Genomic DNA, 21,790 nt, shown 5'->3' on the forward strand with positions numbered 1-21,790 from the left:
CCGGCGGCTTGCCGGCGCGTCTTCGCGGAGGGTGCGAGTGAGACGTGCCGCCGAGGTGTGGTGCGGAGGCTGCCTGGGCGGGATGCTGTTGGCTTCCTGGCAGGTTTTCGCCGGATACGAGTCGAGCGGACGGGTGCGCTGAGCACGGCGCGGGCCTTCGCAAGGGATGGAGCTGTCGGATGGCTGAGCTGGACGGCGTACGAATCGGCGTCACGGCCGAGCGGCGCGCGGACGACCTGATCGGCGCGCTGCTCCGGCACGGCGCGGAAGTGCGGCACGCGCCGACGATCACGATCGTCCCGCTGGCCGACGACCCTGAACTGCGCCGCGGCACCGAGGCCGTGCTCGCCGCGCCGGTCGGCCTCACCGCGGTCACCACCGGGGCCGGGTTCCGCGGCTGGCTCGACGCGGCCGAAGGCTGGGGACTCCGCGCGGCGCTGCTGGACGCGCTGTCCGGGTCGCGCATTTTCGCGCGCGGGCCCAAAGCGGTCGGCGCGGTGCGGGGCGTCGGCCTGCGCGAGGAGTACTCCGCGCCCGGCGAGACCAACGACGAGTTGTTCGGCGCGCTCACCGAAGCCGGTGTCGACGGCGCGCGCGTGGCGGTGCAACTGCACGGCGCACCGCTGCCGGAGTTCACCGATCCGCTCGCGGCGGCCGGGGCGTCGGTGCTCGCCGTGCAGCCCTACCGGTGGCACACGCCGCCGGATCCGGAACCGGTGTTCTCGTTGATCCGCGAGGTGCTGTCCGGCGAACTGGCCGCGTTGGTGTTCACCAGCGCCCCGGCCGCGACGAATTTTCTGGCACTCGCCGATGAATCCGGCCGCGGCGCGGAGCTGCGCGAGATCCTGCGCGGTGGCACGGTCGTCTGCGCGTGCGTCGGTCCGGTGACCGCGGTGCCGTTGGAGGCAGCCGGAATCAGCACGCTACAGCCGGAGCGTCAGCGGTTGGGCGCGTTAGTGAAGCTGGTGGTCGCGAAGCTGGCTTAGGACGCTTCGGCCTGCTGTCGTCCCGCAGCTTCTTCGCTGAGGCCTTGCCGCCAGTAGCCGGTGAAGCAGATGGCTGTCTTGTCGAAGCCGCGCTCGCGGACCAGGTGCCGTCGAACCAGCTTCACGACGCCTGCTTCGCCGGAAACCCACGCGTAAGGCGTGCCGCTGGGCAGCTCTGCCGCGCGTACGGCGTCTACGAGCGCTTCGCCGTGCGTACGCGCACCGCGGACCACCCAGTGCACCTCGACCGCACCGTTGGTCTCGAAGGTCTGTCGCTCCGCACGGTCCGGAATCTCGATGTACACCGACGCGCGCGCCGACTGCGGCAGCCTCTCGAGAATCCCGCCGATCGCCGGCAACGCGGTTTCGTCGCCGACCAGCAGCTGCCACGTCGTCCCGTCCGGCACGTCGTACAGGCCGTGCGGCCCGAGGAACGCCACCCGGCCGCCGACCTCCGCCTGCCCCGCCCACGTCGACGCCGGTCCGCCGCTCTCCTCGTGCAGCACGAAGTCGACGTCCACCTCGCCGGTCTCCGGACGCGCCGCGCGCACCGTGTAGGTCCGCATCGGCGGCCGCACGTCATCGGGCATCGCGAGGTACCGGCGATACCACGACAGGGCGTCGTCGTCCCCCATCGCGGCGGGCGGCAGATGCGGCTCCTCGTCGCCGGGCAGCGGGAAGAACACCTTTACGTACGCGTCCGGCGCCGCCGGGCCCGCCGCCGCGAGCCCCGGGCAGTCGAAGGTGACCCGCGCCATGTGCGGGGTGACCCGCCGGACCGCGGTGACCCTGCCGGGGTGGTAAGTCAGCACGCTCATGAGGTGAGGCTAACCTAAAACGGACACGGCGGGCTATGGCTGGGGAGGATGGCGGAGGCCACGCTTTCCGGCTCGGGAGGCGCGGTCGGAGGTCCGTGAGGGGAACCCTGAGTGAACTGGGCCCCGGAAGTTGGACTGGTTATGTAGAGGTTAGGCGGCGAGGGTCTGGGCCCGGTATTCGGCCGGGCTCAGGCCTTGGAGCGTGGTGGAGATGCGGGTGGTGTTGTACCAGTCGATGTAGTCGTGCAGTGCCGTGATGAACGTGTCGACGGTGTCGAACTTGGTGTGGTGGAAGAGTTCTTCTTTGAGGTGGCCGAAGAAGTTCTCGGCGACGGCGTTGTCCAGGCAGGTGGCTCGCCGGGACATCGACTGGGTCAGGCCGGCGTCGGCGAGCAGGGAGCGCCAGGAGGCGTGCCGGTACTGGAAGCCCTGGTCGGAGTGCACCAGCGGGCGGGCTCCGGCGGGCAGGGTCGCGATCGCGGCGCGCAGCGAGGAGTTCGTCAGCTCCAGCGTCGGGGACGGCCCGCAGGCGTAGGCGATCACGGACCGGTCGAACAGGTCGATCACGGGCGAGAGGTAGACCTTGCGGTCGCCGATGCGGAACTCGGTCACGTCGGTGACCCATTTGGTGTCCGGGGCCTCGGCGCCGAACTCGCGGTTGAGCAGGTTCTCGGCGGCCGTGCCGGGCCGGCCGGGCCAGGACCGGCGCCGGCGCGGCCGCCGGACCTGGCAGACCAGGCCGAGGGCGTTCATCAGCGCGAGCACGGTTTTCTTCGCCACCCGCCAGCCGGCGCGGGCCAGGACCGTGTGGATCCGCCGGTGCCCGTAGCGGCCGCGGGCGGCCTCGAACGCCTCGGCGATCGCGGCCTTGAGCCCGGCGTGCGGGTCGGGCCGGTCGGGCCGGGCCTGGTGGTAGAAGAACGTCGACCGGGCCAGGCCCGCGACCGCCAGCAGCACCGGCAGCGGATAGTCGGCCTTGAGGGCGGCGACGGCCTGGGTTTTCACCCTCGCCCCTGCTCCCTCAAGGCCCGCAATTTTTTTAGGTAGGCGTTCTCCGCCGACAGCCGCAGGTTCTCCGCCCGCAACCGCTCCAGCTCGCCGGGACCCGGCGAGTCCGCGACACCGGGCGGACGGCCTTTCGGCTTGGGCCGCAACGCGTCCTCTCCCTCGCGCCGATACGCCCGCGCCCAGTTCTCCACGAGTTTGGGCGAGGACAGCCCGTGCTCGCGCGCCAGCTCGGCCGCGGTCGCCTCGCCGCCGACATACCGGCGCACGACCTCCAGCTTGAACTCGAACGCGAACGACCGCCTGCCTGGCTTGTCCATCAGCGCTCCCGCGCTCCGCAGCCTCCAACGATCACGCAAGCGTCGCACGGCACCCGCCGACACCCCCAACCGGGACGCCACGGCCTTCGCGCCATACCCGTCCTCGAACAACGCAACAGCGGACGCCCGCTGCCACTCAGACAACGAACTGCGTGGATGCAACGAACCACTCCCCGGACAGCTGGAACTGGATTCCCAGTCCAACTTCCGGGGCGCAGTTCACAGGGACTCTGAGTGCGTGAGGGTTCCCCTCACGGACCTCTGCCGAGCCGCGGTGCCGGTTCTAGAACAAGCCGGGCGGTTCGTCCTCGCCGGGCTCGTCCCCGTCCGGGCGCCAGCGGTACTTCCGCAGGTCCACCTTGTCGCCGTCCGCCAGCACGCCTTCCGCGCGCAGGCGCTCGAGCTGTTCGTGCAGCAGATGCGGCGCGGGGGTCCCGTTCGCGCGGAGGATGCGGTGCCAGGGCAGGTCGTGGCCGTCCTCGGCGAGGGCGCGGCCGACCATGCGCGGAGAGGGAGCGCCGGAGAGCGCTGCGACGTCGCCGTACGTCGCGACTGTCCCCGCGGGTACGTCGGCGATGACTGCGCGTATCCGCTCGTGCAGTTCGTCGTTCATGACCCGGGGAATGATAGTCCCGCCGAGGGGTGTGCCGGTGCGCCACCCGGGTGAGCGGGCATGGTTCCATCGCTGATGTGCACGTGCGGAGAGCAGGGAACGGGCAGGCGCGGCTGGTGCGCCCGCCGGTCCCCGTCGCACCCACGTTCACCTGGGACGACGACGCGCGCCGGCTGCTGTCGGCTCCCGCCGGATTCCGTCGCGTGCTCGGCGGGCCGGGCACCGGCAAGACGGCGTTGCTCGCCACCGCCGCCGCACGCCGGATCGCGGAGGGGGCGGATCCGGAGAGCGTGCTGCTGCTCACGACGTCCCGCCGGGCGGCGGACGCGTTGCGGGCCGACCTCACGCGGCGGCTCACGTCGGACCCGGATCAGGAGTCTCCGCTGCCCCGCACGGTGAGTGAACCGCTCGTGCGCACCGTGCATTCGTACGCGTTTTCGTTGCTGCGCCTGGAAGCTCGCGCCGAGGAGCTGCCGCCGCCGCGATTGCTCGCCGGGGCGGAGCAGGACGTCGTCGTGCGCGAGCTGCTGGAGGGCGACCTGGAGGAGGGCGCGACCAGCTGGCCCGAGCAGTTGCGTCCGGCGCTGACCGTGCCCGGGTTCGCCGAGGAGCTGCGCGACCTGCTGATGCGGGCGGCCGAACGCGGCCTCGGGCCGGAGGATCTGACCGAACTCGGGCATCGCCAGGACCGCGAGGAATGGGTCGCCGCCGGGCAGTTCTGGGCGCAGTACGAGGAGGTCACCCAGCTGCAGGGAGCGGGCGGCAACGCGCTCGGCCTGCCCGCCGCGCCCGCGCTCGACGCCGCTGAGCTGGTGACCTCGGCCTTGCTCGCGCTGGAGGACGACGAGGAGCTGCGCGAACGCGAGCGCGGTCGGGTCCGGCATTTGTTCGTGGACGACGCGCACCACCTCGATCCATTGCAGGTTCAGCTGATCCGCACGATCGGGCACACCGCGGAAGAATTCGTGGTGGCCGGTGATCCGGATCAGTCGGTGTTTTCCTTCCGCGGTGCGGACCCGAAGCTGTTCGCCGATTCCGACAACGACGGCGACCGGACAGTCATGCTGACCACCTCGCACCGGCTCGCTCCGACGGTCCGGGCGGCGGTCGCTAAGCTCGGTGCGACGTTGCCGGGTGCCTCGCCGCACCGGAAATTGGTTACGCCGCCGGGAAAGCGCGGCGGCAAGGTGCGGGTGCGGCTGATGCCGACCCCGGCAGCGGAGGCCAGTTGGATCGCTGACCAGCTGCGTCGGGCCCACCTCGTCGACGGAGTGCCGTGGTCGGAGATGGCGGTGCTGGTGCGTTCTCCGGCGCGGACTTTCCTGGTGTTGCAACGTGCTTTGCGGGCAGCGGGGGTGCCGATCGGTTCGGCTACCGAGGAATTGCCGCTGGCGAAACATTCCGCGGTGCGGCCGTTGCTGGCGGTGTTGCGGATCGCCGCGGAGCCGGAACTGCTCGACGTCGATATCGCGGAGATGCTGCTGTCCTCGTCGCTCGGCGGGGCGGATCCGTTGGCGTTGCGGCGGTTGCGCCGTGGTCTGCGTCGGCTGGAGTTGGCTGGCGGCGGACAGCGGTCGAGTGACGAACTGCTCGTGGAAGCGTTGCGGGGCGGCGACATTCTCGTCGGTCTCGCGGACAACGAGGCGCTGCCGGTTCGACGGGTCGGCAACCTGTTGAGCATCACGCACCAGGCGGTGAGTCGCGGCGAAGGCGTCGAGCAGGTGCTGTGGGAGCTGTGGCAGGCGAGCGGACTGCAGGAACGGTTGCTGCGCTTGGTGGATCGTGGTGGCTCGCTCGGTGCACAGGCGGACCGCGACCTGGACGCGGTGGTCGCGTTGTTCGATTCGGCGGGCCGGTATGCCGATCGGCTGCCCAAGGCGAGCGTCGCGGCGTTCGCGGATTACCTGTCGTCACAGAACATCGCGGGAGACACGCTCGCTCCGGCGGCCATTCCGGGCGAAGGGGTTTCGCTGCTCACCGCGCACGCGTCGGCGGGTCGCGAGTGGACAGTGGTCGCGGTCGCCGGAGTGCAGGAGGGCGCGTGGCCGGACCTGCGGCTGCGCGGTTCGCTGCTGGGCGTCGAGCGGCTGGTCGACCTGCTGTCCGGAGTGGACGAACACGACAAGGTGTCCGCTATCGCGCCGATCCTCGCCGAAGAGCGGCGGCTGTTCTACCTCGCGGCGAGCCGGGCGCGCCGGACGCTGCTGGTCACCGCGGTCGCCGGGGAAGACGAGCAGCCGTCCCGGTTCCTCGACGACCTCGAGGAGAACGGCGCGGACGACGGCATGCTCGACTCCCGGATGAAGCCGCCGGGCCGGTCGCTCGTGCTGGCCGAATTGGTCGGCGAGTTGCGTGAGGTCGTGTGCGACGACAAGGCCGATCCCGAGCGGCGGAAGCGGGCGGCGAAACAGCTCGCCCGGTTGGCCGCGGCGGGCGTTCCGGGCGCGCATCCGGACACCTGGTACGGGTTGCCGGAAGCGTCCACAGAGGACCCGGTGCACGGTCCGGGCGACCTGATGCGGATCTCGCCGTCCACGGTGGAAATCCTGGTGAAGTGTCCGCTGCGCTGGCTGATCGAACGGCACGGCGGCAGTGATCCGGCGCAGCTCGCGGCGGTTACCGGAACTCTCGTGCACGGCCTGGCGCAGGCGATCGCGGGCGGCAGCACCGAGGAACAGATCCAGGCCGCGCTGGACGAGGCGTGGGTCCGGGTGGACGCCGGCGCGCCGTGGTTCTCGCGCCGGGAACGGTCCCGAGTGGAGCAGATGCTGCGCAACTTCGTGTCGTGGCTGGAAAAGTCGAGGCAGGAACTGATCGAGGCCGGGGTCGAACAGGACATCGAGGTCGAGTTGCCGATGGGCGACGAAGAGGTGCGGGTGCTGCTGCGCGGGCGCGTCGACCGGGTCGAGATGGACAAGGACGGGCGTCCGGTGATCGTGGACATCAAGACCGGCAAGGTCCCGGTGTCCGGTGCGGACGCGGAGAAGCACCCGCAGCTCGCGGCGTACCAGCTGGCCGTGCTGCTGGGCGCGGTCGAGGGCAAAAATACGCCCGGCGGCGCGAAGCTCGTGTATGTCGCGAAGGGGAACAACAAAACCGGTGCCACGCAACGGGATCAGCCGCCGATGGATGAGGACAACGGGCGTGAGTGGCTGGAACTCGTGCGCTCGGCCGCGGCTGCCGCGGTCGGCCCGGACTATCAGGCGCACGAGAACGCTGACTGCGACCGGTGCCCGGCGCGCGGATGCTGCCCGTTGCGTCCGGAAGGCCGTCAGGTGACCGGACCGTGAGCCCGGTGGTCGTTGCCAACCCGGTCGGACCCGCGGAAATCGCGGACGCACTGGGGTTGCACCGTCCGACGCCCGAGCAGGCGACCGTGATCGCGTCGCCGGTCGAGCCGTCGCTGGTCGTCGCGGGCGCGGGCGCGGGAAAGACCGAAACCATGGCCGCGCGCGTGGTCTGGCTGGTGGCCAACGGAATCGTGAGCCCGGAGCGGGTACTCGGCCTGACCTTCACCCGGAAAGCCGCGCGTCAGCTTGGCGAACGGGTGCGGGCTCGGTTGCGGCGGCTCGCTGGTTCGGGGCTGTTGGAACGGATCGATCCGTCGGGCGCGTTGCGGGCCACTGTGGTCGCGGGTGAACCGACGGTGCTGACGTATCACGCGTATGCCGGACGGTTGTTGTCGGAGCATGGGTTGCGGCTTCCGGTGCAGCCTGGCGTCCGATTGCTGTCGGAGACTTCTTCGTGGCAGCTGGCACATCGCGTGGTGTCCACTTGGGACAATGACCTGGACACCGACCGGGTGCCGCCGACGGTCACCGCGCAGCTGCTCGCGCTGGCCGGTGAACTTGGCGAGCATCTGATTTCGACGGAGCAGCTCGGGCAGTACACGGAGTGGCTGTGCGAGATCATCGAGAACGCTCCGCGCGCTAAGGGCCAGCGTGCGTCGCTGCCGGTGAAACTGCAGGAAGTTCTGGCAGCACAACGGTTTCGATTGGCCTTGCTGCCATTGGTCGAGGATTATCATCGGCGCAAACGGGCGGAAGGCGCGCTCGACTTCGCGGATCAGATGTCGCTGGCCGCGCAGCTCGCCGACGGGTATCCGGCGGTGGTCGCGGGGGAGCGCGAGCGGTACGGGGCGGTGCTGCTGGACGAATACCAGGACACCGGGCACGCGCAACGAGTGCTGCTGCGGTCGTTGTTCGGCGGCGTGGATCATCCGCCGATGCCGGTGACCGCGGTCGGCGACCCGGCACAGGCGATTTACGGCTGGCGCGGCGCGAGTGCGGCGAACCTGCCCCGATTCACCACCGACTTCCCGCGTCGGGGCGAGGAACGGCTGGAAACCGCCCACGAATTCGGGCTGCTCACCAGTTTCCGCAATCCGCCCGAAATCCTGGAACTGGCCAACGCGATCTCGGAACCGTTGCGGCAGCGCGGACTTGGCGTCGAACGGCTGCGGGCGCGAGACGGGGCCGGCCCGGCGGACATCGCGGTCGCGCTGCTGCCGGACGTGCGCGCGGAACGCGAGTGGGTCGCGGACGCGATGGCACAGCGGTGGCATGCGGAGAAAGAAGCCTCCGGCAAGCCGCCGACCGCGGCGGTGCTGGTGCGCCGCCGGGCGGACATGGCGCCGATCGCGGCGGAAATGCGGATGCGCGGGCTGCCGGTGGAGGTCGTGGGCCTCGGCGGATTGCTGGACGAACCGGAGGTCGCCGACCTGGTCTCCACCCTGCGGGTGCTCGCCGATCCGCTGGCGGGCAGCGCGGCGGCTCGGCTGCTGACCGGCGCGCGGTGGCGGATCGCGGCGGCGGACGTCGCGGCGTTGTGGCGGCGGGCCAACGAACTCACCTCGCCCGAGCCGCGGGCGAAGGAGGGCGAAGAGCCGGAACTGGTCGCCGAACGCGCGGAACAAGCCGGGCTGATCGACGCCGTCGACGAACCCGGTGCGCCAGAGCGTTATTCCCCGGAAGGGTATCGGCGAATTCGCCGCCTGGGCGCGGAATTGACCGCGCTGCGACGGCGGCTGGATCAGTCGCTGCCGGAATTGGTGGCGGACGTCGAACGCACGATGCTGCTTGACGTCGAATCGCTTGCCCGTCCTGGATCGGCCGGGCGCGCGCATTTGGACGCGTTCGCGGAAGTCGTTACCGATTACGCGGAGACCGCGCCGACGGCGACTCTTTTGTCCTTTGTGGACTACCTGAACACCGCGGCGCACGCGGAAGACGGCCTCACGCCTGGCGAGGTGCAGGTGGTTCCGGATCGCGTGCAGGTGCTCACCGTGCACTCCGCCAAGGGGCTGGAGTGGGAAGTGGTGGCGGTCCCGCATCTGGTCGCTGAGGTGTTCCCGGGCAAGCGTCGTTCGTCTTCGTGGTTGCGCACGTCCACTGCGTTGCCCGCGCATTTGCGGGGCGACGCGGCGGATCTGCCGAAGCTGCAGATCTCGGAAGGCTATGACCGCAAGGAAGTGCAGGAAGCGCTGGAGCTGCACGAGGAAGGGTTCGTCGCGCGCGAAGCCGACGAGGAACGACGGTTGTGTTACGTCGCCTTGACCCGTTCCGAGCGTGCGCTGCTCGTTTCCGGACATTGGTGGAACGAAAGCAGCACACGGGCTAAGGGACCGTCGATCTTCCTGACCGAGATCGCCGAAGTGATGAACGAGGCCGATCCGCCGCTGGGCGTCGTGGACGTCTGGGCCGAGGAACCGGAGGAGGGCGACGAGAACCCGCTGGTCGCGGACTCCCGGACGGCGCAGTGGCCGGTGGACCCGCTCGGTGACCGGCGGTCCGGCGTGGCGACCGGCGTGGAGCTGCTGCTGGCGGAAATGGCCGCGCTGGAAGAGGAACCCGAGCCCGAACCGGAAGCCGAGCCGCTTCCGGCGGCCGACGACGACGAAATCCCGCTGCCGCCGGAACCGGAAGACGACTACCCGCCAGACGACGAATACTTCGAAGACGACGAGGACGTCATCGATCCGGAAGACCCGGACGGCTGGGCTGCCGACACCGACGTTCTCCTCGCCGAACGCGCCCGCTCGCAGTCCACAGTGGATCGTGTCGCGCTGCCCGCGCAGCTGAGCGTGAGCCAGCTGGTCGACCTGGCGTCCGATGCGGACGCTCTCGCGCAACGGCTGCGTCGTCCGCTTCCGTTGCCGCCCAACACCTTCGCTCGCCGCGGTACCGCATTCCACAGCTGGCTGGAGCAACGGTTTTCCGGCGACCGGCTGCTGGAGATCGACGACCTGCCCGGCGCGGCCGACGTCGGCGAAGCACCGGACACCGATTTCGAAGCCCTGCAAGAAGCTTTCGAGAACAGCGAATGGGCCGACCGGGTCCCGCTCGCGGTGGAGGTGCCGTTCTCCGCGGACATCGAAGGCATCACTCTGCGCGGCCGGATGGACGCCGTGTACGCGGATCCCGACGGCGGTTGGACTGTTGTCGACTGGAAAACCGGCTCCGTGCCGTCCGAGGAACGGTTGCCAGCGTTGGCGATTCAGCTCGGCGCGTACCGATTGGCGTGGGCGGCGCTGAAGAAGGTTCCGGTGGAGCGGGTGCGCGCGGCCTTCCACTATGTCCGACATGGACACACGCTGCGCCCGGCCGATCTGCTGGACGCGGAAGGCCTGCGTTCCTTGCTGCGCAACGTTCCGCAGGAGTGAGCTAGGCCCGATCGCGCACGGTCAGCGCCCAGCTCACCAACGGCCACTGCAGCGGCAAGCGCAGCCACGCCACCGCGCGCTCGCGAGCCGGACGGCCGCGTCGCTGGTAGTCCAAGGCCATTTTCACGTTGCCCGGAAACACCCCGACGAACAGCAACGCCGCCGCCAATCCGCCCAGCCGACGAGTGCGCGGCAGCGCGATCCCGGCCGCGACGGTCAGCTCGGCGACGCCGGAGGCGTACGTCCAGGTGCGCCGGTCACCGGGCAATTCCTTCGGGACCAGCGCGTCGAACTGCTTCGGCCGGGCGAAGTGCAGGACGCCCGCCCCGGCCAGCAGAGCAGCGAGAAAATGCGCCGGACGTTGCGACGCGCGAGGCTCGGACATGCGGCAAGCCTGCCACAGCATGATCGCCGCGACGGGTGTGCGGGTGCTCCGATTGGGTTATCCTCCCGGCTGTGAGTGACGCCGAACGCCCGCGGGGAGCCGGTGCATGAAGGCCTTGAAACGGCTGCCCCTGAACGTCCGGTTGAACGACCGGCCCGACCACGAGCTCGTCGGCGTGATCCGGATGCCGGAGCTGACGGTCAGCCCGATGCGGTCGATCGTCAAGCGGATCATCGGCGCGCTGCTGGCCCTGCTGGCCACGGTGCTGATCGTCTACCTCGACCGGGACGGCTACCGCGACGCCAACGGCGACGGCCTCTCGCTCCTCGACTCGCTTTACTACGCGACAGTTTCCCTCTCGACCACCGGCTACGGCGACATCGCGCCGGCGACCGCGTCCGCGCGGCTGGTGAACGTCATCGTGATCACGCCGCTGCGGGTGCTCTTCCTCATCGTCCTCGTCGGGACCACCCTGGAAGTGCTCACCGAGCGCTCCCGGCAGGCGTTCAAAATCCAGAAGTGGAGGACGAAGGTGCGTGACCACACCGTCGTCGTCGGTTTCGGCACGAAGGGCCGCTCGGCGGTCAACGCGCTGCTCGGCGACGAGGAGGTGCAGGCCAACCGCGTCGTGGTCGTCGACACCGACCAGCAGGCGCTGGACGCGGCGAGCGCGCTCGGCCTCGTCACCGTGCACGGATCGGCGACCAGGGCGGACGTCCTGCGGGTCGCGGGCGTGCAGCACGCGCGGGCCGTAGTGGTCGCGCCGAACCGCGACGACACCGCCGTGCTGGTCACCCTCACCGCGCGCGAGCTTGCTCCGAAGGCGCACATCGTGGCGTCGGTGCGCGAGGCGGAGAACGTGCACCTGCTGAAGCAGTCCGGGGCCAACCAGGTCGTGGTGTCGAGCGAGACCGCCGGGCGGCTGCTCGGGATGGCGACGTCCAGCCCCCTCGTGGTGGACATGGTCGAGGACCTGCTGACCCCGGAATCGGGCCTGGCGATCGCCGAGCGCAGCATCGAGCCGAGCGAGGAAGGCGGATCGCCGCGGCACCTGCCGGACATCGTGCTCGGCGTGGTGCGCGACGGGGTGCTCTACCGGGTGGACGCCCCGCAGGCGGACGCGCTGGAACCGGGGGACCGGCTGCTGTACGTCAAGAAGGTCACTCAGGTCGACCACATCGAACGCTGAGGTTCACGCCGTCACGCCGTCACGCCGTCGCGCTGGCAAGGTGCGATGGCTCGCGGGCGGTCGCGGTGCCGAGAAAGCCCCAATGCCACATTGGGTGCATCTGACGCACCGAACGCCACTTTGGGTGCATGGGATGCACCGAACGCCACTTTGGGTGCATGGGATGCACCGAACGCCACTTTGGGTGCATGGGATGCACCGAACGCCACTTTGGGTGCATGGGACGCACCCAATGCCACATTGGGGCAGTGCTGGGGTGTGCGGCGGCGGGCGAAACCGAGGGGTCGGCGGGCGGCTGTGGGAGCGGCTGCGCTCCCGGCCCCGGGATGCCCAATGCGGGCCGTCGCGTCGGCAGGGGTGCGATGGCTCGCGGGCGGTCGCGGTGCCGGGAAAGCCCCAATGCCACATTGGGTGCATCTGGCGCACCGAACGCCGCTTTGGGTGCGTGGGATGCAACCAATGCCACATTGGGTGCATGCGACGCACCCAATGCCACTTTGGGTGCGCGAGATGCACCCAAAGTGGCATTGGGGCGGTGCCTGGGGTGCGGAGCGGCGGGGTGGAGCGGAGGGGTCAGCGGGCGGCGGCGGGAGCGGCTGCGGACCCCGTCCAGCCGGGGGTCCCCCGTGCGCGGGCGCCTCACTGGGTTTTGCCCCCGGCATCTGGAAGCATGGCGTCGTGCAGGTTTCCGACCCCCCGCATAAGAGCCTCGTCAAGCGGTGGCTTCAGGTGGGCATCCCGGTCGCGGCCGGGGTGCTCGTCGTGGTCTTGGCGTGGCTCGCCGGTCCGGGGCTGCTCGGCATCCAGCCGAAGTCGCCGGGCGCGCCGGTGGACGCTCAGATCACCAAGGCCGTCGACTGCTCCGTTCCCGGCGCGGCCGAATCGGTCTCGTTCCAGCTCGGCGGCAAACCGCGCCAGGGCACCCTCGACAGCTGCGGGCACGGCAAGGACGAGCATCTCCAGGTGCTGGTCCCGGACGACGCCCCGGCGGACGGCCTCGTCTCGGTCACCATGCCGGACACCACGACGGGCGCGCAGGACCTGCGTGCGCCGGTCGCGCTGGCGCTGCTGGTGTTCGCCTGCTTCTGCGGCGGGATGTACGCCTACCTGGTCATCCGCGGGCCGGGCAAGCTCGCGCTGCTCAGCTGAAGCACCGAAACCGCACGAACCAGCTGGGCAAACCGGGTCAGCTGACGTCCGCCGCGGAGGCGGCGAAGGTGTTGCAGTCCGCGATCCGGTTGTCCTTCGCCCCGGCCCGCCACCACTGCGCGTAATGCGCGTTGGTGCCGTGGTCGTGGCTGCGGGAAGTGTTGTCCCCCCGGGTTTCCTGGTCGTTCCAGGCCTTGTTGTACATGTCGCGGGTGATCGTGCCGCCGCGGTCGACGTGCGCGCCCAGGAACATTCCGGAGAAGCACTGCGCCTGTAGTTCTTTGCGGCGCGACATCTCGAGGCCCTCGGGGCTGTTCTGCCCGGCCGCGTAGATCTTCTGCCACGCGGCGTCCATGATCCCCGCGACTTCCTGCACGTGGTGGCCGTACTCGTGGGCGAACAGCGCCAGGTAGACGCCGGGGTTGTTGCCGTACTGGTCGGTCTGCAGGCCCTTGAACGGCACGTACAGGTTGTTCTCGCAGTAGTACGCCGCGGTCGCGATGCCGACCTGGATGGTGCCGCATTCGGTGTCGAAGCTCGGCCCGGTCGGGAAGTGCAGCGCGGGCGGCGTGAACGGCAGGTGGTACGACTCGAGGAACGGGCCCCACGCCGCGTCGAGGCATTTGCTCGCGGCGGTGAAGAACGCTTCCGCGCCGTCCTGCGTGCTGGTCCACGGCGGCAGGTTGCAGACGAGGTTCTGCAGGCCGGCGTTGGGGTCCTGCAGGATCGGGTGGTCGGCCAGCTTGAGGATCTTGTGCGGGCCCGCGCTGGTGGAGGTGCTCGGGCTTTCCGACGGACTCGTCGGCGCGCTCGAAGAGGGTGAGGAACCGCTGGTGGGCGGCAGTTCGTAGGCGGACGACGGCGAGGGCGGCGCGGCCTGGTAACCGGCGTTGCTCGGCCCGGACCCGCGGTTCAGCGACACGATCGCCACGACGCCCAGCGCCAGCACCGCGACCGCGCCGAGGCACAGCCCGACGATCAGCCCGGTCGGCTTGCGCGGCGGCACGGGATAGGACGGCTGCTGCCACGGCGGACCCTGCGGCGGCGGACCCTGAAACGGCGGCTGCTGCCCCTGGTACGGCGCCTGTCCCTGCTGGGCCTGGTAGGAGCCTTGCCCCGGGTACTGGCCGGGCGGCACCGGTCCTTGGCCCGGCACCGGCGGCGGTTGAACGGTCCCGCGTGGCGGCACCTGGCCGTAGGGCGGTTGCGTCATCAGGGCAGTCCCGGTGGGTCTCGGCGCGGGCCGGGCGTTCCCCGGCTTGCCGTTCAGCATATCGGGGGACGCCCGGCCCGCCGCACCACTTCGCCGGACTGCCGCCCCGCCCGGACGTCCCCCCAGGTCTGGCCGGGTGCGGACGGCTCTGGAAGAGTGACGGCAGCAACCGCAGGGCCGTGCAGACGAGGGGCTCCGATGACAAACTCACCCGGTGCGTCCGGGCCGGGGGACGACACGCCTACGCCGAGCCGGGGCTTCGCCAGCCCCGATTCGGACGCGTCCCCTGCCACCCCGCCGGAGAACCGCGAAACGGACACGTCCGGCGCCAGCTCCGGAATTTCGTCTTCCGCAGGGGAAAACTCCGCTTCGGCCGGGTCGAATCCGCCTGCCGGGACGGGCTCGACCGGCGCGAATCCGTCGCCTGCCAGCGAAAACCCCGCTGGCGCGCCGCCGCCCGGTTCGTTCTCGCCGCCCGGCGGGGCGCCTCCTCCGGGCGGCCAGTGGCAATCCCCGGGCCAGCAGCCGCTTCCGCAGTACCCCGGCGGCGGCCGTCCCGGCCCGGGCTGGAACCCGAACGGACTGGGCAAACCGGGCGTGATCGCGTTGCGCCCGTTGAACGTCGGCGACATCCTCGACGGCGCGATCACCGCGATCCGCCGGTATCCGCTGCTGATCCTCGGGGTGGCCGCGGTCGTCGCGGTGGTCTCGGCGGGGCTGAACCTCGCCGTGTCGCTGTGGCTGGTGCCCGATTTCAACCGGGTCGCTCAGCTCGGCCCGGCCGCGACCCAGCAACAGCAGCTCGACGCGGCGTACAGCCTGCTGGGCTCCGCGCTCACCGCGCTGCTGCCGACGCTCGTGATCTCCATGCTGGCGCAGACTTTCCTCACCGGCTTCCTGACCGTGGTGATGGGCAAGGCGGTGCTCGGCCGTCCGGTCGACTTCGGTTCGGCGATGCGCGAAGCCGCGCCGCGTCTGCTGCCGCTGCTGGCGGTCACCGTTCTTTACGCGCTGGCCACGATCGTCGCCGCGGCGTTCTGTCTGCTTCCCGCCGTGCTGCCGTATGTGTTCTGGTCGCTCACCGGCCCCGCGCTGGTGCTGGAACGCGGGACCATCGGGCAGGCGTTCACGCGGTCGCGGCAGCTCGTGTCGGGCATGTTCTGGCGGGTGTTCGGGGTGCTGCTGCTCGCGGGCGTGATCGGCTGGATCATCTCGGCGATCATCAGCGTCCCGTTCAGCATCGGCTCGGGCGCGTTCAGCGGCCTCTTCAACCCGCAGGCGACGCTGCCGAAGGTGACGACCGGCGATCTCGTGCTGCAGTCGGTGGGCAAGGTGATCGCGGAGACGATCGTCATGCCGTTCACCGCGCTGGTCACCGTGGTGCTCTACATCGACCAGCGGATGCGCCGCGAGGGCATGGACATCGAACTGGCCAGGGCGGCGGGCATCCAGCCGCCGCAGCCGCCGCAGCAGGCGTGGTGATCGGTTTTCTCGCCGACGTCCCGGTCGACATCGACCGGGACCCCGCCCGCCTGCGGGCGGTCCAGGAACTGACCGACCCGAATTACGCGGCCGCGCAGCCGGGTCTTCTCGAACGATTCTGGCGATGGCTCGGTCGGCTCGTTTCCGAGCTGTTCAACGCGTTGTCCGACGTGCCCGGCGGCCCGTTGGGCCTGCTGCTGGTGCTGGCCTTGCTGATCGTGCTGATCGTGGTCGTGCGGCTGCGGGTGGGCAAGGTCGGCCGGTCGGCGAAAACGTCCGGCGAGGTGTTCAGCGGACGGCGCCGCACCGCGGACGAATACCGGAAGGCCGCCGAGGAAGCCGCGGCGCGCGGCGATTTCGCGGACGCGGTGCGGGACCGGTTCCGCGCGCTCGTGCGGGGGATGGAAGAGCGCGCGCTGCTCGACGTCCGCTCCGGGCGGACCGCGGACGAAGCCGTCGCCGAAGCCGGAAGGTTCCTGCCGGATCTGGCGGCCGAACTCACCGCAGCCGCGCGGCAGTTCGACGACGTGCACTACGGCGGACGGCCGGGTACCGAAGCCGGGTACCGCACATTGTCCGAATTGGACGGACGCGTTCAGCGCGCGCGACCGGCTTTGGCGGACACATGAGTACCGCTGTTTCGCCGGACCTGCGCCGGATCTGGCGGGGCGCCCGGGTTCCGCTGGCGCTGCTCCTGCTGATCGTGCTCATCGCGCTGGCCATCGTGCTCAGCTACGGCAAGCAGACCAGCGGCGAGTTCGACCCCGGTTCCTACGAACCGCGCGGCAGCCACGCTCTCGCGCATTTGCTGGAACAGGAGGGCGTGCAGATTCGCGCCGTACATTCGCTCGCCGAGGCGCGCGAGGCCGCCGACAGCGGAACTCTGCTGATCACCGATCCGCAGCTGGTGCCGAAGGACGGGTTGGCCGATCTGCGTCGCCGGGTCGCGCACCTCGTGCTCGTCGCGCCCGGATCGACGGCGTTGGGCATGACCGCGCCGACTGTTTCCGCGGTGGGTGCGGGAGAGGTCCGTACGCTGCAACCGGAATGCACGGTCGGCGCGGCGGTCAGCGCGGGCTCGGTCACGCTCGGCGGACGCCATTACCGCACGGACGACGAGACGGCGCGGGCTTGCTACCGCGACGGCGGCGAGCCGACTTTCGTGCAGCTGGCGGACCGGACCGGCACGGTGAGCGTGCTCGGCTCGGCGGAAGCGTTCACCAACGACCAGATCGCCAAGGAAGGCAACGCCGCGTTCGGCATGCGGTTGCTGGGCGATCACCGGAAGCTGGTCTGGTACGTGCCGTCCACCTCGGACCCCGCGCTGGACAACGAGAAGAAGCCGTTCGTCGACCTGATTCCGCCCGGCTGGCGGTACGGCGCGCTGACCGCGGGAATCGCGGTCGTCCTTTTCGCGCTGTGGCGCGCGCGGCGGCTCGGTCCGGTGGTGCGGGAACCGCTGCCGGTGGTCGTGCGGTCGGCGGAAACGGCGGAGGGCCGGGCCCGGCTGTACCGGCGGGGCGGCGCGGCCGGGCACGCGGCGGAAACCTTGCGCGAGGCGGCCCGGACGCGGCTGCGGAAGAGACTGGGATTGCCGCGCGACGCCGGCCCGCCCGCGGTGGTGGAGACCGTCAGCGCGCGGACCGGCCGGGCGCCGAACGAGGTCGGGGCGGTGCTGTACGGCCCGTCGCCGTCCGACGAGGCGGCGCTGGTGCGGCTGGCGGACGAACTGGACGCGGTGGAACGAGAGGTGGAGCGTTCTTGAGTACCGAACAGATGCAGGACGCGCGGGCGGCCCTGATCGCGTTGCGCACCGAGGTCGGGAAGGCTGTGGTCGGCAACGACGCGGCTGTCACCGGACTCATCCTCGCGTTGCTCTGCCGGGGGCACGTGCTGCTGGAAGGCGTGCCCGGCGTCGCGAAGACGTTGCTGGTGCGGGCGTTGGCGGCGTCGCTGGACCTGAAGACGACGCGCGTGCAGTTCACCCCGGACCTGATGCCGGGCGACGTCACCGGGTCCATTGTGTACGACGCGCACAGCGGTGAGTTCTCCTTCCGGGAGGGCCCGGTCTTCACGAATCTGCTGCTGGCCGACGAAATCAACCGGACGCCGCCGAAGACGCAGTCGTCGCTGCTGGAGGCGATGGAGGAGCGGCAGGTGTCGATCGACGGCGTCTCGCGTCCGCTGCCGGATCCGTTCGTCGTGGTCGCGACGCAGAACCCGGTCGAGTACGAGGGCACCTACCCGTTGCCCGAGGCGCAACTGGACCGGTTCCTGCTGAAGCTGACCATGCCGGCTCCGTCGCGCGAAGACGAGATCGGCATTCTTTGGCGGCACGCACAGGGTTTCGACCCGCGGGACCTCGCCGCGGCGGGCGTGCGTCCGGTCGCGGGTGCGGCGGATCTCGCTGCCGCGCGGGAGGCGGTCGCGAAGGTGACTGTCGGTCCGGAAGTGATCGGCTACGTCGTCGACCTCTGCCGTGCGACGCGGGAACTCCCGGCAGTGCGCATCGGGGTTTCTCCGCGTGGCGCAACGGCTTTGCTCACCGTGACGCGCGCGTGGGCGTGGCTGTCCGGCCGGGATTACGCGACGCCGGACGACGTCAAGGCGCTCGCGCGTCCGGCGCTCCGGCACCGTCTCGACGTGCGGCCGGAAGCCGAACTCGAAGGCGTGACCGCGGACGGCGTCCTCGACCGGGTGCTGGCCTCCGTGCCGGTGCCGCGCTAAATGGCAGTCACCGGGCGGCTCGGGCTGCTGGCGCTCCTCGGTGCGCTGGTGGTCGGGCTGCTGTTCCCGTCCGGCACCGGCGTCGCGATCGTGGTCGCGGTGCTGCTGGTGCTGGTTGTCGTGGACCTCGTGCTGGCCGGAAGCGTGCGGGCGCTGCGGTTTTCGCGCAGCGGCACTACGTCCGTCCGGTTGGGGGAGCCCGCCGAGGTCACGCTGACCGTCACGAACCCCGGCGGCCGCACCGTCCGCGGCTCGCTGCGGGATGCCTGGCCGCCGAGCGCCGGTGCCGCCGACCGGCACGCGCTGGCGGTTCCGTCCGGCGAACGGCGTGCCTTGACGACCGCGCTGCTCCCGACCCGCCGCGGCGACCGGGTCGCGGCGCGGGTGACCGTGCGCGCGGTGGGCCCGCTGGGTTTGGCCGCGCGGCAGGGTTCGCACGAGGTGCCGTGGACGGTCCGGGTGCTGCCGCCGTTCCACAGCCGCAAGCATCTGCCGTCGCGGCTGGCCCGGCTGCAACAGCTGGACGGCCGCAACGCGGTGCTGATCCGGGGCCAGGGAACGGAATTCGACTCCCTGCGCGAGTACGTCATCGGCGACGACGTCCGGTCGATCGACTGGCGCGCGACGGCCCGCGCGTCGGACGTGATGGTGCGGACGTGGCGTCCGGAACGCGACCGCCAGGTGGTTTTGGTGCTGGACACCGGCCGCGTCTCGGCGGGCCGAGTCGGCGACGCACCCCGGTTGGACGCGGCGATGGACGCGGCGCTTTTGCTGGCCGCACTGGCTTCCCGGGCGGGGGACCGGGTCGATCTGGTGGCTTACGACCGCCGGGTGCGGGCTTCGGTGCCGAACGCTTCGACGCCGTCTTTGGTGAACGCCTTGGCGACGATCGAGCCGTCCTTGGTCGAGACCGACGCGCGGGGGATGGTGGCGGAAGTCCTGCGCCGCACCCGTCGGCGGGCTTTGGTGGTTTTGTTGACCGGGCTGGAATCGGCCCCGCTGCAGGAGGGGTTGTTCCCGGTGCTCGGGTCGCTGACCGCGCGGCACGAGGTGCTGGTGGCTTCGGTCGCGGACCCGCGGGTAGCGGAGATGGCGGCTTCGCGGGGGTCGGCGGAGGCGGTGTACGACGCTGCCGCGGCCGAGCGGGCGCTGGCGGACCGGGAGTCTTCGGTGGCTTGGCTGACCCGGCACGGGGTCGGGGTGGTGGACGCGGTGCCGGAGGAACTTCCGCCCGCGCTCGCCGACCGCTACCTGGCCCTGAAAGCCGCAGGCCGGTTGTAGGTCCGTGAAGGGCTCCTTGAAGGAATCAGATTCCCTCAAGGAGCCCTTCACGGACTTTTAGCCAGCCTCCGGAAGAGCGTCCCCAGCGGCTCGGCGGTCCACGTCTCCCGTTTCGCCGTCCCGGGCGGCGCGGCGGCCCAGGGTGAACACGTACGTCAGGAACAGCAGCTCCACCACCACCCCGATCCCGATCCGCAGCCACGTCGGCCAGCCCGACGGCGTCACGAACGCCTCGATCACGCCCGACACCAGCAGCACACAAGCCAGTCCCAGCGCCATCACCACCACCGAACGGCCCTGTTCGGCCAGTGCCGCGCTGCGTGAGCGGCGGCCCGGGTCCACGACAGTCCAGCCCAGTTTCAGACCGGTGCCCGCCGCGATGAACACCGCCGTCAGTTCCAGCAAACCGTGCGGCAGGAGCAGGCCCAGCAGGACATCGCCGCGGCCTGCCGAGGACATCAGGCCGATCGCGACCCCGGCGTTCAGCGAGTTCATCCACAGCGCGCCGATCACCGGCAGGCCGAGCGCGACGCCGAGGAACAGGCACGTCGCCGCCACCCAGGCGTTGTTCGTCCACACTTTCGCCGCGAACGACGCCGCTGGGCCGTTCGAGTAGTACGTCTCGTATTGGCCGCCCGGCGCGGTCATCGCCTTCACCTCGTCCGGCGAGACCAGCGACGCGCGCACCTGCGGGTCGCCCGCGATCCACACGCCCAGCACCGCCATCACCGCGACCGACACCAGCGCCGCCGGGATCCACCAGCGGCGGCTCAGGTACACCGCGGCCGGGAAGCGGCGGGTGAAGAACAGGCCGACCTCGCGCCAGGCCGGGCTGTGCGAGCCGGCGACCGCCGAACGGCCGCGCGCGACCAGCGCCGACAGCCTGGCCAGCAGGGCCGGGTCGGGCGCGGTCGAGCGGATCATCGACAGATGCGTCGCCGTGCGTTGGTAAAGCGTGACCAGCTCGTCCGCCTCCGGGCCGGTCAACCTGCGCCGTCCGGCGAGTTCGCCGAGCCGGTTCCATTCCGCGCTGTGCGCCGCGACGAACACGTCGACGTCCACCGGCCACCTCCTCCGCCCCAGGATAGAGGCAGGCGCTCTACGCTGGCCTCGTGCAGGAAGAGTCCGATCTCGTCACCGGTGAGGCCGTCGTCCTCGACCTGCGGGTGGCGAAGCTCGCCAGCCGTGCGGTCGCGATGCTGCTCGACGTCCTCGTCCAGGCCGCGTTGCTGCTGCTCGTGTTCGTCGCGCTGATGCTGACCGCGGGGTCGTTCGACTCGGCGCTCACCGTCGCGCTGATGCTGACCATGTTCGTGCTGGTCGTGATCGGCTACCCGGTGCTGTTCGAAACGCTCAGCCGCGGCCGTTCGCTCGGCAAGCTCGCGCTCGGCCTGCGCGTGGTGCGCCTCGACGGCGGCCCGATCAGCTTCCGGCACGCGCTGACTCGCGGGCTCGCCGGGTTCTTCGTCGACTTCTGGGCGCTGGGCTTCCTCGGCGCGGTGGCCGTCATCGTGTCGCTGACGTCGTCGAACGGCCGCCGCGTCGGCGATTACCTCGCGGGCACCCTGGTGATCCGCGAACGCGTGCCGCAGTCGGCGCAGGCGATCCTCACGATGCCGCCCGGGCTGGAAGCGTGGGCCGCGCACTTCGACCTCAGCGGCCTCACCGACGACCTCGCCATGGCCTCCCGGCAGTACCTCGGCCGCTACCACGACCTGCGCCCGGAGGCGGCCGCGTCGCTCGGCTTCGGCCTGGCGCAGCAGGTTTCGGCGGCGATCGAGGTGCCGCTGCCGTACGGGATGCCGCCGTGGGTCTTCCTCACCGCGGTGCTCGCCGAACGCCGCAACCGCGACCACGCCCGGATCGCGCCGCCGCAGTACAGTCCCTACGCGCCTCCGCCGGTTCCGCCTCCGGCTCCGGCCCCGCCGAAGTCCGACAACCCCTTCACCCCGCCGAGCTGA

18 protein-coding genes and 1 pseudogene are annotated in these 21,790 nt (G+C 70.8%); 11 read left to right on the forward strand and 8 right to left on the reverse strand.

Annotated elements, in window-relative coordinates:
- Positions 1–179: 179 nt before the first annotated feature.
- Entirely contained in the window at positions 180–986 is an 807-nt protein-coding gene (locus SSMG_RS03965; protein WP_037712468.1) for a uroporphyrinogen-III synthase, read from the forward strand.
- Here the strand turns inward: SSMG_RS03965 and SSMG_RS03970 are convergent.
- The 5 genes and pseudogenes from SSMG_RS03970 to SSMG_RS03985 form a co-directional block, all read right to left on the reverse strand.
- Positions 983–1,804: a siderophore-interacting protein gene (locus SSMG_RS03970; protein WP_009073014.1), complete on the reverse strand. Its 822-nt coding sequence runs from the start codon at positions 1,802–1,804 to the stop codon at positions 983–985. The genes SSMG_RS03965 and SSMG_RS03970 overlap by 4 nt on opposite strands.
- Before the next feature lie 150 nt (positions 1,805–1,954).
- Entirely contained in the window at positions 1,955–2,809 is an 855-nt protein-coding gene (locus SSMG_RS03975; protein WP_009077419.1) for an IS3 family transposase, read from the reverse strand.
- Entirely contained in the window at positions 2,806–3,129 is a 324-nt protein-coding gene (locus SSMG_RS46625; RefSeq protein ID WP_234392755.1) for a helix-turn-helix domain-containing protein, read from the reverse strand. The genes SSMG_RS03975 and SSMG_RS46625 overlap by 4 nt, the downstream gene beginning before the upstream one ends.
- 39 nt (positions 3,130–3,168) lie before the next feature.
- Positions 3,169–3,333: pseudogene (locus tag SSMG_RS47535) on the reverse strand (hypothetical protein); the annotation flags it as partial.
- 79 nt (positions 3,334–3,412) lie between these two features.
- Complete coding sequence (locus tag SSMG_RS03985; protein ID WP_009073019.1) at positions 3,413–3,742, reverse strand: MGMT family protein; 330 nt, start codon at positions 3,740–3,742, stop codon at positions 3,413–3,415.
- A gap of 83 nt (positions 3,743–3,825) precedes the next feature.
- On the opposite strand from SSMG_RS03985, the gene SSMG_RS03990 reads away from it, so the two are divergent.
- Both SSMG_RS03990 and SSMG_RS03995 read left to right on the forward strand, forming a co-directional pair.
- Complete coding sequence (locus tag SSMG_RS03990; RefSeq protein WP_286156931.1) at positions 3,826–7,032, forward strand: ATP-dependent DNA helicase; 3,207 nt, start codon at positions 3,826–3,828, stop codon at positions 7,030–7,032.
- Positions 7,029–10,403 (forward strand): ATP-dependent DNA helicase, encoded by a 3,375-nt coding sequence (locus SSMG_RS03995; protein WP_009073022.1) that lies wholly within the window; start codon positions 7,029–7,031, stop codon positions 10,401–10,403. The genes SSMG_RS03990 and SSMG_RS03995 overlap by 4 nt, the downstream gene beginning before the upstream one ends.
- A gap of 1 nt (position 10,404) precedes the next feature.
- On the opposite strand, the gene SSMG_RS04000 is transcribed toward SSMG_RS03995, so the two are convergent.
- On the reverse strand, positions 10,405–10,788 hold the full coding sequence (locus tag SSMG_RS04000; protein WP_009073024.1) for a DoxX family protein: 384 nt from the start codon (positions 10,786–10,788) through the stop codon (positions 10,405–10,407).
- Positions 10,789–10,894: 106 nt separating this feature from the next.
- Here SSMG_RS04000 and SSMG_RS04005 point away from each other — a divergent pair, with 106 nt between their 5' ends.
- Positions 10,895–11,977 carry a TrkA family potassium uptake protein gene (locus tag SSMG_RS04005; RefSeq protein WP_009073026.1) on the forward strand — a complete coding sequence of 361 codons (1,083 nt, stop codon included), beginning with the start codon at positions 10,895–10,897 and terminating at the stop codon, positions 11,975–11,977.
- A 678-nt stretch (positions 11,978–12,655) separates the two neighbouring features.
- Complete coding sequence (locus tag SSMG_RS04010) at positions 12,656–13,126, forward strand: hypothetical protein (RefSeq protein WP_199785792.1); 471 nt, start codon at positions 12,656–12,658, stop codon at positions 13,124–13,126.
- Between the two features lie 37 nt (positions 13,127–13,163).
- Here the strand turns inward: SSMG_RS04010 and SSMG_RS04015 are convergent, their stop codons facing one another.
- The gene (locus tag SSMG_RS04015; protein ID WP_199785793.1) at positions 13,164–14,339 is read right to left on the reverse strand and encodes a neutral zinc metallopeptidase; all 1,176 of its coding nucleotides are present in this window, start codon (positions 14,337–14,339) and stop codon (positions 13,164–13,166) included.
- A gap of 198 nt (positions 14,340–14,537) precedes the next feature.
- Here SSMG_RS04015 and SSMG_RS04020 point away from each other — a divergent pair, with 198 nt between their 5' ends.
- Genes SSMG_RS04020 through SSMG_RS04040 form a run of 5 tightly spaced genes read left to right on the forward strand, consistent with a single transcriptional unit; the run spans position 14,538 to position 19,829 of the window.
- Positions 14,538–15,821 (forward strand): hypothetical protein, encoded by a 1,284-nt coding sequence (locus SSMG_RS04020; RefSeq protein WP_037712475.1) that lies wholly within the window; start codon positions 14,538–14,540, stop codon positions 15,819–15,821.
- Positions 15,818–16,450 (forward strand): DUF4129 domain-containing protein, encoded by a 633-nt coding sequence (locus tag SSMG_RS04025; RefSeq protein WP_086024946.1) that lies wholly within the window; start codon positions 15,818–15,820, stop codon positions 16,448–16,450. Before SSMG_RS04020 ends, SSMG_RS04025 begins: the two co-directional genes overlap by 4 nt.
- Positions 16,447–17,586: a DUF4350 domain-containing protein gene (locus SSMG_RS04030; RefSeq protein WP_037712481.1), complete on the forward strand. Its 1,140-nt coding sequence runs from the start codon at positions 16,447–16,449 to the stop codon at positions 17,584–17,586. Before SSMG_RS04025 ends, SSMG_RS04030 begins: the two co-directional genes overlap by 4 nt.
- Positions 17,587–17,597: 11 nt before the next feature.
- Positions 17,598–18,548, forward strand: coding sequence for a MoxR family ATPase (locus tag SSMG_RS04035; protein ID WP_086024867.1), 951 nt, complete (start codon positions 17,598–17,600; stop codon positions 18,546–18,548).
- Positions 18,549–19,829 carry a DUF58 domain-containing protein gene (locus SSMG_RS04040; protein WP_009073038.1) on the forward strand — a complete coding sequence of 427 codons (1,281 nt, stop codon included), beginning with the start codon at positions 18,549–18,551 and terminating at the stop codon, positions 19,827–19,829. It abuts the gene before it with no gap.
- Positions 19,830–19,886: 57 nt separating this feature from the next.
- On the opposite strand, the gene SSMG_RS04045 is transcribed toward SSMG_RS04040, so the two are convergent.
- Positions 19,887–20,891, reverse strand: a complete 1,005-nt coding sequence (locus SSMG_RS04045; protein WP_009073041.1) for a stage II sporulation protein M — start codon at positions 20,889–20,891, stop codon at positions 19,887–19,889.
- A 50-nt stretch (positions 20,892–20,941) separates the two neighbouring features.
- Here SSMG_RS04045 and SSMG_RS04050 point away from each other — a divergent pair, with 50 nt between their 5' ends.
- Entirely contained in the window at positions 20,942–21,790 is an 849-nt protein-coding gene (locus SSMG_RS04050; RefSeq protein WP_009073042.1) for an RDD family protein, read from the forward strand.

Origin of the sequence: Streptomyces sp. AA4, from assembly GCF_000158875.1 — a bacterium.
Classification (GTDB): domain Bacteria; phylum Actinomycetota; class Actinomycetes; order Mycobacteriales; family Pseudonocardiaceae; genus Amycolatopsis.